The 13,708-nt window shown below is 51.6% G+C and carries 10 protein-coding genes; 1 reads left to right on the forward strand and 9 read right to left on the reverse strand.

Annotated features, from left to right (window positions below):
* Window positions 1-113: 113 nt before the first annotated feature.
* From V8I28_RS10870 to V8I28_RS10900, 7 genes are all read right to left on the reverse strand, one after another.
* Window positions 114-1,256, reverse strand: coding sequence for a baeRF6 domain-containing protein (locus tag V8I28_RS10870; RefSeq protein WP_341780123.1), 1,143 nt, complete (start codon window positions 1,254-1,256; stop codon window positions 114-116).
* 474 nt (window positions 1,257-1,730) lie between these two features.
* Window positions 1,731-3,293 (reverse strand): DEAD/DEAH box helicase, encoded by a 1,563-nt coding sequence (locus V8I28_RS10875; RefSeq protein WP_341780124.1) that lies wholly within the window; start codon window positions 3,291-3,293, stop codon window positions 1,731-1,733.
* A 76-nt stretch (window positions 3,294-3,369) separates the two neighbouring features.
* Window positions 3,370-3,498, reverse strand: a complete 129-nt coding sequence (locus V8I28_RS10880) for a hypothetical protein (protein ID WP_341780125.1) — start codon at window positions 3,496-3,498, stop codon at window positions 3,370-3,372.
* Window positions 3,485-4,873: a UDP-N-acetylmuramoyl-tripeptide--D-alanyl-D-alanine ligase gene (locus V8I28_RS10885; RefSeq protein ID WP_341780126.1), complete on the reverse strand. Its 1,389-nt coding sequence runs from the start codon at window positions 4,871-4,873 to the stop codon at window positions 3,485-3,487. The genes V8I28_RS10880 and V8I28_RS10885 overlap by 14 nt, the downstream gene beginning before the upstream one ends.
* A 272-nt stretch (window positions 4,874-5,145) precedes the next feature.
* Window positions 5,146-5,886, reverse strand: a complete 741-nt coding sequence (locus V8I28_RS10890; protein ID WP_341780238.1) for a hypothetical protein — start codon at window positions 5,884-5,886, stop codon at window positions 5,146-5,148.
* A 119-nt stretch (window positions 5,887-6,005) separates the two neighbouring features.
* Entirely contained in the window at window positions 6,006-6,899 is an 894-nt protein-coding gene (gene htpX / locus V8I28_RS10895) for a zinc metalloprotease HtpX (protein ID WP_341780127.1), read from the reverse strand.
* A gap of 8 nt (window positions 6,900-6,907) precedes the next feature.
* Window positions 6,908-7,486, reverse strand: coding sequence for a LemA family protein (locus V8I28_RS10900; protein WP_341780128.1), 579 nt, complete (start codon window positions 7,484-7,486; stop codon window positions 6,908-6,910).
* A 103-nt stretch (window positions 7,487-7,589) separates the two neighbouring features.
* Here V8I28_RS10900 and V8I28_RS10905 point away from each other — a divergent pair, with 103 nt between their 5' ends.
* The gene (locus tag V8I28_RS10905) at window positions 7,590-8,048 is read left to right on the forward strand and encodes a low molecular weight protein-tyrosine-phosphatase (RefSeq protein WP_341780129.1); all 459 of its coding nucleotides are present in this window, start codon (window positions 7,590-7,592) and stop codon (window positions 8,046-8,048) included.
* A 558-nt stretch (window positions 8,049-8,606) separates the two neighbouring features.
* Here V8I28_RS10905 and V8I28_RS10910 read toward each other — a convergent pair.
* Together V8I28_RS10910 and V8I28_RS10915 are read right to left on the reverse strand one after the other, a co-directional pair.
* Window positions 8,607-10,790, reverse strand: coding sequence for a lectin-like domain-containing protein (locus tag V8I28_RS10910; RefSeq protein ID WP_341780130.1), 2,184 nt, complete (start codon window positions 10,788-10,790; stop codon window positions 8,607-8,609).
* Between the two features lie 562 nt (window positions 10,791-11,352).
* Window positions 11,353-13,650 carry a hypothetical protein gene (locus V8I28_RS10915; RefSeq protein ID WP_341780131.1) on the reverse strand — a complete coding sequence of 766 codons (2,298 nt, stop codon included), beginning with the start codon at window positions 13,648-13,650 and terminating at the stop codon, window positions 11,353-11,355.
* Window positions 13,651-13,708 lie beyond the last annotated feature (58 nt).

The following is a 13,708-nucleotide window of genomic DNA, read 5'->3' on the forward strand; positions in this document are numbered from 1 at the left end:
GAACCGCGGTTTGGCACCACCCTTATCTTCAAAAGCACCCAAAAACCGGAGGGCCACCACGACTGGCGATTCCTCCGGTTTTGATGACGCTTCGCTTTTCCCCCAAACGGGTGTTACTGCTGCACGGACTCTCTGATCCGTAGCTGCGCCGCAATGGGACTGCGCGTTGGCATCGCTGCCGCTGGGAGTACCTCGACCTGCCCACCACGCTGTGAAACCACTAGCGCGAGATCGTTGTACAGATTATTCTGCCGGCTCAAGGCTGTTGCCGTCATCACGTCACCACTCTCTGTTAAGTGACCTGCTTGAAAGGCATCGTCTTGAATCCACAGCTTGGTCAGCTGGCCTTGCACGGCCGCCGTTGCCAGCGCCCCCAGATCCTGGACCACCTGATTCTGTTGCCGCATCTTGTTGTAGGCGTCCTGGCGAATCTGGGTCGCCTGGACGTGGCGTTGGTCGTTCACGCCGACCATTAACGCCACGAGCGTCTGATTAGCTGCCGCCAGATTAGGGTTCTGGACCACCCGCACGTTGGCATCGAGGTACGCATTCTGGGATAACTTTCTAAAGTTCCCTTGATTCTTCGCCCCGGCCACCAGGATCAGCGGCACCTGATCAACGTTGGAAAATTGTTGACTCACGTAGGCATCCACCGCCATGAAGTAGTTGCGTTGATCGGCAGACTTGCTGGCATCCAACGTCCCAGTCCCGCTGTAATGGGTACTGTCTCCAGCGGACCGTTGCCAGCGACCGCGGTCTCGTAGCTCACTGCCGAGGGCCTTTTCCAGCGTATTCGGCGCATCGACCGGTAAGTTCACCAACTCTGGCCGTCCACTTCTCACCTGAGCAAATTCGAAGCCTTGACTGTCCAGAAGCAACAAGTCGTAATCGCTGGTCAGATCCCGCGATTGCAGGATGGGCAGGACGTTGGGCTGGTAAGTCACCGTCACCGTGGGGGCAACCGCCGTGTGGAGCCAGTAGTGGTAACTGTCTGTGGCGCCGGCCATAATCAGCAGCCCCCGGGCGCTACCGTTGGTCAACGGCCCGTGTTCATACGGCGCAAAGGAATCTTCATAGGCGGCCCAATTGCGGTTGGGCGCCACGGCTTCTAGTTGCCGTTTTCCCTGCTTGAGTAAACTATTAAACTGTGTCCGGTCTGTCGCCGGCACTCCGGTAACGGGCAAGGTCATGGTGACGAAGGGACCTGGCTTAGTGGCGAGCGTCGAAGCAGCGTGCAAGTCAAAGTAATTGGCCATCGTAATAACCTCCGTGGTTGGTTGCCTAAGGGAAAGTCGCTTTGATTAGTTATTTCATATCATTTCGATAAGAGAATAATAGCACACTCACAAAACCAACGCAATAGAAAATGTCTGCTCACAAATTGATTTGTGGGGTAATCTATTTCACAAGCCGACGAAAACGCCGGTCCGTCGGCGTTCCTTTACGTGGCAATTTTTTTGAAAAAATCGCTTATTTTTGAGATTAAACTGGCTAAATGGCCTAAATCGACCGATTTCAGGTATGTTTATTCCGATTTCCGTCGCTTACGGCATCACCACCCCCGCTACCGTTGCCTCGAGCTACACCAGCCCAAAAGTCATTTACAGATTGGACGAATCGTGCGGTTAAAATGAAATTAATACAAGCCTCACCAAATTTTGGCCAAAAGAAAAAGCAACCCCCGGTCTGCCTAACCGAGCGTTGCTTCCTTCTAATCAATTATCTTTAATTTAGTCTTTTTTCCGAATGGTGAACCCGCGGCCACCTTCAGAACGCCGACCACTGTTGCTGCGGCGGTTACGATCGCCACCATGGTTGCGTGAGTCATGATTCCGAGAGTCATGACTGTGACTCCCATGACGGTCGTTACCCCGCCGGTCTTGACGATGACGGTAGCCACCGCCATTGCCACCACGCCGGTTACCGCCACCATGATGGTAGCCGCCACCGCCGTGACGCTTGCCACCGCGCCTAGGCAATGGCCGTTCTGGCGTAATCTTAACGGGCACTTGGTTACTGTTGTCCTTGGTTAAGTCGTTCAACAGAGCGGCAACCAAGTCTTCAGCGTCGTATTGGGCCAAGAGGCTCTCGGCCGTCTTAGCGTACTTTTCAGTATCCGTCTTGTTAATCAGGTCAGCAATCGTTTCCTTAGCTGCACCTAATTGACTAACCAGCGCTTCTTCATCCGAAGGCGGCTTCAAAGGAAGCATCCGCACCTTCGTCAGTTTTTCGATTTCACGCAGGTAGTCCATTTCGTTTGGCGTGACAAAAGTCATGGAAACCCCATGCTTCCCGGCACGGCCAGTCCGGCCGACACGGTGAACATAACTATCTGGGTCTTGCGGAATATCGTAGTTGTAGACGTGGGTCACGTCGTTGATGTCGATTCCCCGGGCAGCCACGTCGGTTGCGACCAGGATATCCAACTTCCCATGACGGAATTCGTTCATGATTTGCGTCCGGCGCTTTTGCGTCAAATCACCGTGGATCCCAGCAGCGTTGTAGCCCCGCGCTTGCAACCCATTGGCGATTTCATCAACCCGGCGCTTGGTCCGCGTGAAGACAATCGTCAAATCAGGGTCTTGAACATCGAAGAACCGCGTCATGATATCGAACTTTTCGAAGTCACGAGAACGGACGTAGAATTGATCGATCAAGTCGGTCGTTAATTCCTTGGCCTTAATCTTCACGTGCTTAGGGTCTTGCATGAATTGCACCCCAACCCGCTTGATTTCTGGTGGCATCGTTGCGGAGAAGAGCATGGTTTGGCGCTTCTCTGGCAATTGCTTGATGATATCTTCAATGTCGTCCAGGAAGCCCATGTTTAACATTTCATCGGCTTCATCCAACACTAACATTTGAACGTGATCCAGCTTCAAGGTGTGGCGACGGATGTGGTCAAGTAACCGACCAGGCGTCCCAACAACGACTTGAGGATGGTTCTTTAAGGCTTTAATTTGCCGACGGATGTCAGCACCACCGTAAACGACTTGGACGTTGGCCCGTTCGTTCCGGCCTAATTTATAAATTTCTTCTTGGGTTTGAATGGCCAGTTCCCGTGTTGGGGAAACAACCAGCGCTTGAACGTTTTCGTTCTTCTTATCAATCTTTTCAAGAATTGGTAAGGCAAATGCCGCAGTCTTCCCGGTCCCGGTTTGAGCTTGTCCAATAACATCTTGACCCGCCAAAACCATGGGGATTGTCTCGGCCTGAATTGGGGTCGCTTCTTCATAACCTGCTGTGGTAACAGCTTTCAGTAGGTCTTCAGAAAGACCCAGTTCTTTAAACTTCAAAAATAATTTCCTCCTAATAGGTGCATCGCGCCAGTGCCTCAGAAATCTTGGAAAAAATCCGTTTTCCGTGGGGCGATTAATGATTGGCTAACGCGGGGTAAGTTTGTTTCTCTAAATAAGCAACTAAGCCATCATACAACGGTGAAACAAAATAAGCAACTCCCACGACTCGTGGGAATTGCTTATCTTTTTCATGAATTTTCATTAGAATCCTGTAGTGCCGCCAATACTTGCTCCAAATGAATGCCGTGAGATCCCTTTAATAAAATCTGATCGTCAGCGGTCAGCACTTCCTGAAGGGCCGATGTAAGCGCTGGCAAGGCATCCGCGGCAAAATGTGTCACGGCCAGATTTGGTTTTTCCTGAGCTAGACGGTGTTGTAAGGCCACCATGTGCGGCCCCACCAGGTAAACGTGACTAATCTTGGTGGGATCGATGGCGTCCGCCAAGTCCGCGTGCATGCTGTCGGCCTGGTTTCCTAACTCCAGCATGTCCCCTAAAACGGCGTACCGTTTGCCGGTAACCGGGGTCTGCGAGAAGGCCGCTAAGACTTGCTTGACGGCCGTTGGATTGGAGTTGTAAACGTCGCTTAAGATATCCTCACCGGCGGTCCCCTTCACCCACTCTGCCCGGTTCTCGGTCAGATTAACGGTGCCGAGGGCGCGCTGGGCGTTCTCCGGTCGAATCCGATAGACGTTCGCCACCGCCAAAGCGGCCAGGGCGTTGTTGACGTTGTAGGTCCCAATCATCGGAATGGTAAAGGCCTTATCCGGCCATAAATTGGTGGTGAAGGTCGTAGCGGTCGCTGTGCCATCAATCTTGGTGGCGAAGAGTTCGTCGCTATCCTGTTGACCAAAGGTGTGCTGCCGCAGGTTCAGGTCCGCCGTGCGGTCGCGAAGGAGTGGTTCATCCCCATTATAAACGAGAATACCGTCTTCGCTGAGGCCGTGCGTAATCTCCATCTTGGCATCCGCAATCTTATCGCGCGTTCCGAAGAATTCGATGTGGGCTTCCCCAATCATCGTAATGACGGCGATGTCCGGTGCGACGAGGTTACTCAAAAAGTCGAGTTGTCCCGGCCGGTCCATCCCCATTTCAACCACGAGCATCTCGGTATTCGGCTCCATCGACAGGACGGTCATGGGCACCCCAATCTCATTGTTAAAGTTTGCGTGCGTCTTGGTGACGTTGAATTGCGTGGCCAGGATGCTGGCAATCATGTCCTTGGTGGTCGTCTTCCCGTTACTCCCGGTAATGGCCACCACTCGCGGGTTAATCTTCGTTAAATAATATTGGGCCAACGTCTGTAAGGCCTTCAAGGAATCGGCGACCTGAATCACCGGAAAGTTAGCAGGAGCAGTTGCTAAATCACGGGCCCACAGCGTGGCTACAGCGCCGTGATCGATAGCCGATTGGATGAATTGGTGACCATCCTGCTCACCCGTCAGCGGAATAAAGAGTCCTCCCGGTTGAAGGTGCCGACTATCAAAAGCCACACTCGTGACACTGACACTACTCCATTGTTCGAAATCATTAATTGCTCCCACTGCATGAGCAATTTCAGCAAGCTGCATCTTCATGTTTTATGCTCCTATGTAACGGGTAGAGCGCGTGACGCCCCTCCGCCTCAAATTGATTTCTGAAGAGTCGTCAGCTCTCCAGTTTCTGTCGAAAAGAAATACTGAAACTCATTATACCATGAATTCCGTTATCCCACTTTAAAACTAGCTATAAATTGCGTGAGAGCGCCGACAAACGCCGCGATTTCCCGTTTTCAATCGACCACCATTTTAACGGGTAAAGGCCACAAAACCACCGATGACTTGGGCCACCAGTGGTTCGACTAAATCGGTTATATTAAATCTTTCACGTCACTAAACACCTGATTGTCGTGAATGCTGAGTGCCCATTCACGCGTGGTGAGATCGTAACGCAGGCTGGCCACCTCGCGGGAATCGGCGTAAACCTCTTCCTGAGTGTACCAAGTATTTTGCCGCTCTGGATGCGTGATGGCCCGCACCGGAATCACGTAGATCCGGTGACGTTCGACCAGCTGATCGAAGGCGATAATCATGCCGTCCAACAGGCCCTGCGTCAATTGAATCAGGATCTCATGGGGCACGTCGCTAATCGCTAACGGGCGGGCAAAGACCCACCGGTTGTTGTGCATCGCGCGCAGGTGGCGTTTGATGCTCACTTCTAAAACATGATCGAAGTCAGGCAAGTTTCGGTAGTAAACCTTAAAGAAACCATCGCGGAGCGTTAAGTAAGCATAGTCATTCTGCAACTTGGCATAAAACGGCGTGCGAATGTGCGTTTCCATATGGGCCAGGTAGAGCAGCTCGGCAATCTCGCCGGGCAGGAGAAAATCTAAATCATCCCCGTGCGCATAGTCCAACCACTTCACCGCGTGTTCGTGCTTGGCCAATAGGTACCGTCGAATCTGGGTCTGACCGGTCACGGTCTGTAGGCGCGTGTGGGGATTAATCTCCACATCGCTCCCAGATTCTGGGTTCAGTAAAAGTAGCTGATTGGGTATCACCGGAATACCATTCAAAAAATCAGCTGGTGATATCCCTAACGAATAAATCATATTCGTCACGGGTTCTAAACTTAGATACACAAAATTTCCGCGCATATGCTTTACACTCTTTCCCCTAGTCTCATTGTTAATTGTACTACGAAACGGGTGCGAAAACCGCTACTTTATTTTTACATTTTTTCGAGTCGGGCAATCCGATCGGCAATCGGCGGATGGGTCGCAAACAGGTCGCCCAGCCGGTGCTTATTCTTAAACGGATCGCCGATGTACAGGGCTGAGCTATTGGGATCGGCCGCCTCCATGGGTTCGCTGTCGTCGATCTTCCGCAGGGCGCTGATCAGGCCTTGTGGATTACGCGTCAGTTCAACGCTCGAGGCATCGGCCAGATATTCTCGATTACGCGACAGGGCCATCTGCGCGATGCTGGCCGCGAGTGGCGCCAGGATAATCAGCACGATGGAAATCACGAGCGCAATGGCGTTGCCCGCCGAGTCCCGGTCATCATCGCGCCGGCGACCGCCGCCCCACCACAACCAGTTGCTGGCAAAGTTCACCAGCATACCGATCGCGGCGGAGAGTGCCAACGCAATCGTCTGCAACCGAATGTCGTAATTCCGAACATGCGAGATCTCATGGCCGATGACGCCCTCGAGTTCCTCGCGATTCAGCCGCTGTAAAATCCCGGTCGTCACAGCAACGGCCGATTTCTCTGGACTATTCCCCGTGGCGAAGGCGTTCGGGCTGGGGTCCTCAATGATGAAGACCCGCGGCATCGGGACCTTCCCCACCAACGCCATATCTTCAATCAGGTGCCAAAGCTGAGGCGCCTGACTGACATCGGTAATCTCGCGGGCGTGGTTCATGCTCATGACCACGTTGGTCGACTGGCTAATCATAATCAGCATGTAGACCAACGCGACCACGAGTGCGATGACCGCCCCGGATTGCCAATTATTCCAGAACAGGTAACCCAGCGCCGCACCAATCAGTAAGACGAGAAGGCCGAAGCCAAACATGACATACCCCGTCCGCCGCTTGTTCATGGCAATTTGGTCATATAACATGTGATCGCCTACTTATCAGATTGATTAAAGTCATCAAAATTAACTTTGGGGGTCGTCTTCTCTTCTTCAGGAACTTGCAGGTACTCGTTTTCCTGAAAATGATGAATCTTCGCCACAATGTTACTTGGGAAAGATTGAATCTTCACCGTCAAACTAGCTACGGAACTGTTGTACAGTTGCCGCGAATAAGCAATCTTGTTTTCGGTGTTGGTCAATTCTTCCATTAACTCTTTGAATTGGGTATTGGCCTTCAGGTCCGGGTAGTTTTCGGACAGGGCAAAGAGCGACCGCAACGTGGTGGACAGTTGGTTGGACACTTCCATCGTTTGTTGGTGGTCATCTGCCGGAATCGCCGTTAATTGATTCCGCAATTCAACCACTTTCTTCAACGTGCCCCGCTCGTAGTTGGCGTACCCTTTGGTCGTTGAGACCAGGTTAGGAATTAAGTCATTCCGCCGTTTGAGTTGCACATCGATTTGACTCCATGATTCTTGAACGTATGTCCGGGTCTTGATTAGACCGTTATAAGCGCTAACGTACCAGAGTACGAGCACGGCCAAGACAATAATCAAAATAATCCAAGGCATTTCTGTCACTCCTTCTCAAAATTCTGGTACACTCATCATAACAAACGGTAAATCCAGACACCAATAAATACGCCTGACTTTACCAATAATTAGGAGGTTTCCCATGCAACACGTGCTTTTTGTTTGCCTAGGCAACATCTGTCGTTCCCCAATGGCCGAGGCCATCTTCAACAACCTACTGGAACAACGCCACCTGACCGCGCAGTTCGAGGTAGCTTCCGTGGCGACCAGTCCGGAAGAAGAGGGGAATCATCCCCACCCCGGTGCTCTCAAGGCGTTGCGGGCCCACGGTCTGGACGCCGCTAAACACCGGTCACGCCCCATCACGGCGGCGGACTTTGATTGGGCGGACACCATTATTACCATGGATCACGCCAACGTCGCTAACCTACAGCGCATGGCCCCCAGCGCGGCCGATGCGGCCAAGGTAAAGCTATGCCTCGATATTCTGCCGGGTCGAACGGGCGAGGCCATCGACGACCCGTGGTACACCCATAAATTTGAATTGACCTATCAAGAATTAGCGACCGCACTGCCAGCCTGGTTGGACGAACTCGCTTAGGACTCACTGCCACGTTAACCGTTGCCGCCAAAGGGAACGCGCGAACGTGGCATTCTTTTGCCTAAACGGTCTGCGGCACATCCGCTAGCAGCCGCCGAATTAGCCGCAAGTGTCCCGACACTAAAATCCTTATCACTAATCGGAATCCCCAGCGGGGCCTTTTGGGCGGCATCAGCCTCACTCGCCGGCCTGTCAGCACCTGGTTGCTGACCAAGAATGCCAGGGCAACCACTATGCTTAGACTAATAACACCTATCTTCACTATTTCGGCTTCTTTTTAAAGGGTCGCTTGGCATTTCCAGTATCAAGTGATAATTAAGCGAGTTGTTCTTTTATAACGACTTTTATAATGCAGCTCATATAATGATGATACCATTGACTATTTTTAATTAGTATAGCATATGTCGCGCTAAAATGTTAGCTAAATCGTTGATATAACAATATTTATATCGAAAACGGGTTTCCAACTTTTAGCCGATAAAGCTAGCTATTCTTGTCAACTTTTGGTACACTCATTGCAAATCAAAAAGCCAGCCAACTAATCGACTGACTTTAAATTCACTTCGTATCTGGCACATTCGAGAAACTCCAGGTAATCGTCCCACCGTAACGTGCTGGCGAGCCATTGGTTCCACCAATCGCATTACCCGCGACGTCCAGTAGCAGGCCTTCATTGGCCGACCAACCATCAGAAATCGTGGTCACATCGCGATCACTCGTTGTCGTCCGCGACATAATTTCCGCAAAACCATTGTTCAGATTCGCTTCATTATCTCCTGTCTTATAAATGAGGCTGGCCGGCAAGACCTGTCTCGTCAATGAGACAAATGGCGTGGCCTTCGCGTAAAGCGTCCACTGATTCCCCTTACCGCGAGTATCACTCACCGACACGCTCAGGTCCGAACTAGGCCGAATCAATTGATCTCGCCCAGTTAAGGCCGTTTCCCTAAAGGTTGCCCCGGTGGGAACCGACAAGTCCAGTGAACCCGCCTTAACCGTAATCGTATAGGTCACCTTGCTAGAAATTCGGCCATCGCCGTCCTCGGCGTAGAGCTGTAACACGTTGTCCTGCCCGGAAATCAGCTTAGCGGTCGGGACATCATACGTTACCGCCCCTGCTGCCGCGGTAGTGCTTAGCGGCACCGTCTGTAAGGATTCACCATTCAAGACCGGATGTAAGGTCGTCGTCTTGTTCACCACCGGACTCTGGTCATCATAGTGCAGTTGTCCCGTCACCGCGACCGAATCATCGGGCGAAATGCTGGTACTGCCATTCGTACTATCTTCAGTCGCACTATCACCCGTTAATTCTAGTTTTAAGGCGCTGGTCTTGGTCGGTGCCTTCACCGTAAATCCCGATACCGTTGTATCGGTCAAGGCGTTAGCCCCCACAAACTTGCTGAGGCTCAACTCACTGCTTCCAGTTTGGGCCTCGCCATTTAACGTAATCGTCGCCGTCGGATTATCCGCCGACATCTCTGCAATTGGCAAGGTTTGGGCACCTGATTTTAATTGATCTGCAGATAGCTTCGTCGTGCCCAACTTAGCATCGCCATACGTGATGGTTCCATCAGTAAACGACACGTTGCTCGGCAAATTCAGCTCGGCCTGGATGTCTTTCCAATTCTGACTACCGCCCTTATAAGCCAAGTTATAAGTTAAGCGCATGCTATGTCCCGCGCCAATTGTGGCCCCATTGGCGACCGGTTGCTGGGTTGTCTCATCTTTCAATGTGGCATCAGCCGTCGCGTTCACAATCCCCGGAACCTGCTCAAAGACCACGGCATTGGGTTCCCAGTTTGACCCGGTTGAGCCCGTAAACCCCCACCGGATTTTTCCGGTATTTTTAGGGTCAATTTTACTTCTAGGCACGCTAACTACCCTGGTCGTGGGATTCGCCTTGGCCAGTCCGGTCTTAGCGTCCTTGTCATCGAAGATATACGTCATGGTTTGATCCGCCGCGTTCCATTTCAAGGTCACGTGGTACCACGCCCCATCGACTAACCACCGGGCTGAGGGCCCCTTAATCGGTTGCGTATGGTTCATTGAGGCGTAATAATACGTGGTGGCCTGAGACACCGGAACCGCGTGCATTGTATAAGTCCCTGCGTCCCCCGGGAATCCGGACGCAATATGTGAATACACGCCGTTAAACATCGAATCGCTATCGAAAGAACTTCCCGTGCCTAGCGCGGCCGCTCCGCTAGTCGAGTTACGAAACGTATCAAATTCCAACGCCCAACTATTCTGAATGCCCGTTTGGGCGACTTTATCCGCTGTCGCCATGGTCTTATCCTGATCCGTGCCCCACACGCCCAGGGTTTCACCACCAACGGGCTGACCATTCACGTCCTTGGTGCTGGCCTCAATCCCTTTATCATCGTTTTGCATGACAAAGGCCATCCCGTCACCCGAGCTATTATTTCGATCACCAAAGTACATCCACATGGACGCCGTCTGGTCCGAATTCAAACTCATTTCAGCATCATCGCTGGTCCAAATGGTGCCCAACTGATTCGTGGTATTCGTTAACTGGACAGCGTGGTCGTCACCGTAACCCGTTCGCGCCAACTGCGCAGAGTTGTTATTAATCTTTCCCATCTCAAAATAGTTATCAACGGCCACACCCTGCGGTGCCTTGTTTAAAGCACTCGTTAAATCCGCACGCGCCGTTGTCTTTCCCCCAAATATCACACCTAGCCCGATGGCCACCATACATAAAATGATTGCTTTTAACCGCAAAGATCATCCGCTCCTTAACACATAAATCGTGCCACCCCTAGTCAAGACGGTGGCTGCATCGTTCATTCATTTAACCGCAACCAACGTTCCCCAACGTGGTCTGCTCAACGCTTGAAGCTAAGTTAACTTAACCAGCCAACTCGGCCGTAACGCACCACAACACGGTAAATGATCACAAACCAGCATGTCATCGGCAAGATGTCGACTCCCCTATACTGATTCCCCTGTTAACGAAATTCATTATATTAGATTTAGGGCCGAAATACAACTCAAAAAATATATCACCATTTTAATATTTTTTCATTGATATAACTTTTTTATGAATACGTAGATTAACTGGTCTAGTCGCACATTTAACAGTCACAATAGACACAACAGTTTATCATTATTTGCCTCAAACCACTGCTGTCATTTTATGTATATTTATTATATTTTCACATATCAACCTCACAGAAATAATGACACGTAACACCTTGTCAACCCGAGCTCTTTCCTCGAAAGAGTCGAAAAAAAGAAATGCCGCAAGTCGCCGACATTTCTTAAGTGAACCTCATTCGTCGCTTTACTGGACATTTTCCAGAGTCCAGGTAACCCGTCCCTCATAATCGCCTAGCGTCGCGCCACCATTAACTTTAAGCATGATTCCTGAGTCATCTCCCCAGTCACTCGCAATATTCACCGGATCGGTCGACCCGTCCGACCGGTGGTCCGTGATCAGGGTGTCAGCGTTTGGCGACAAGGGCTGTTCATTCAATCCTTGCTTATAGATCAACCCACCGTCAAGCGTCGTCCCCGGTTGCGTTTCGGAGGTCAACGAAGTCGCCTTTGCGTACAGTTTCCACTCCGTCCCATCAGTTACCGTATCGTCAATATTAAACTGCCAATTCGGATCGCTTAACGGCACCAACTGCGGTTCCCCGGAAATCGCCGCCTTATAAGTCATTGTGCCCGAGGACGTCCCAAATGCCACATTTCCAACGACCAGAGGAATCGTGATGGTTTTGGTCATATTAGAATTTCCTCCATCGTGGACGTATACAGACAACGTATATTTGCCGGCGGCAGTCGTCGCTAACCGTGGTAATGGGATACTAAATCCGGATGCTGGATTCTGATCACTTAATGATACTGGATTTTCAAACGTATTTACAGTACCCGCACCTTTATTCCAATAAGCATATATCATCAGATTACTGTTCGCCGAAATGTCTCCGGTCACCTTGCCACTCAGGGTGGCGGTTCCGCCCGCGTTGACGTGGATCTCACTTTGATCTAATTCCAGCAGCAACGGCACCTGCGTCACGCTAAACCGATTGACCGTGGCACTGGCCATCGTCCCATCGCCGACGAAATTACTGGTGGTATCCGCCGCCGAATAGGCCTTGTCGTTCGAAACCTGACCCGTTAAAGTGAGGGTCGCCGTCTTGGCTTGGCTCGATAACGTTCCAATATTTTCGTCGATGGTTTGACCGGTATCCGCCTTGCCCTGAACCTGACTCATATCCAGACGCTTGGCTGCACCGCCATCCTGCGGGGTTAAAGTTCCCGCCGTCACCTGAATTCCGGTGGGGATATGCAACTGTGCTTCAACGTTTGGCCAATCCACATCGCCGGAATCGCAACTGACCGTGTAAGTTAATTTAACTTTGTCACCACCGGTTAGCTTATCCCCGGCGTTCACCGCGGTCCCGCCAGTCGTCTCATCCGTGAGCTTAGCCGTCGCCGAACCATCAGCCTTTCCAGGCACATGCTCAAAGACCACGGCGCTGTTCTCAGTATCGTCGTTATCCGAATTACCGTTCGTCCCCTGACCGGTCGAACCCGTAATTCCCCAGAAAACCCGACTATCCGTGCTGGTGGCTCCTAGTTTTGTCGTGTCCACCGGCTCCGTCACATAATCATTCGAGCTGTTTTTCGAATTCTGATCGTCATAGTAGTATGACATGGTGCCTTCATGACTACCACTTGCCGGCGCCGTATACTTTAAGGTCACGTGGTGCCACGTCTGATCAGAGAGGGGGAAATTCTCATCCCGGATTAAACCGTATTGATTTTGCGTATAGTAGTAATACTTATCGACAGATAGAATACCAGACTTACTATACGCTGTCTCGGCGTTATAGGTCGACGGGTCAGCCGGATACCCCGAGGAAATATGTTCGGCCGACAACGACTCGTCCGGCGTACTCCCCGTACCATTGCCATAACCAGTCCCCTTGCCCACATCAAAGGCCGATGGTGCCTGATCAGCCGGTCTCCACGATGTCCTCAGTAAATCGTCAGCTTTCCACTTGGTCGTTGGATCATCCTGATTGAGTCGCGTATCGAATTCCATCGCCCAACTATTAGGAATTGCCGTTTTTGCGATGGCATCGGTGCTACCGGTCTTGGATACCGGATCAACGCCCCAGACGCCTAACGACTCGCCGGTACCAGAGAACTCATTGTTACTATCTTTCTGCAAGACGAAGGCCAGGCCTTCACCGGGACTGTCGGTAATTCCGGCGCTGGCGTACACCCACATCGAGAATTTCTGATCTTTATACAGGTCAAACGAGGGGGTCTGCGACCAAACGGCGCCCCCCGAGTTATGCGTCCCCAACGCCGAAATCTGGACCACATCCATCGGCAATCGCTTGGAACTTAGCGCTACGCTATCGTACTTAGCTGTATTCGATATCCCCGTTGCTCCCAGAGTGCCCGGCATGTTGAGGTACGATTGCCCCGCCATCTTAATACCTTGTGGCGCATCGCTAACAAAGTCCGCTTGCACCGTAGACTGGCCAGCCAGTTGCCCCAGGCCCCAGCCCACGGCCAACCCAACACTCAACCCCACGACTAATTTTCTCCCAAATCGCATTTTATCACGACCCCCAATGGTCTCTTTGCCTTCCCGTCATCATAAAACCCGACGCAGG

This window comes from Levilactobacillus sp. HBUAS70063, from assembly GCF_038374745.1.
Lineage (GTDB): Bacteria > Bacillota > Bacilli > Lactobacillales > Lactobacillaceae > Levilactobacillus.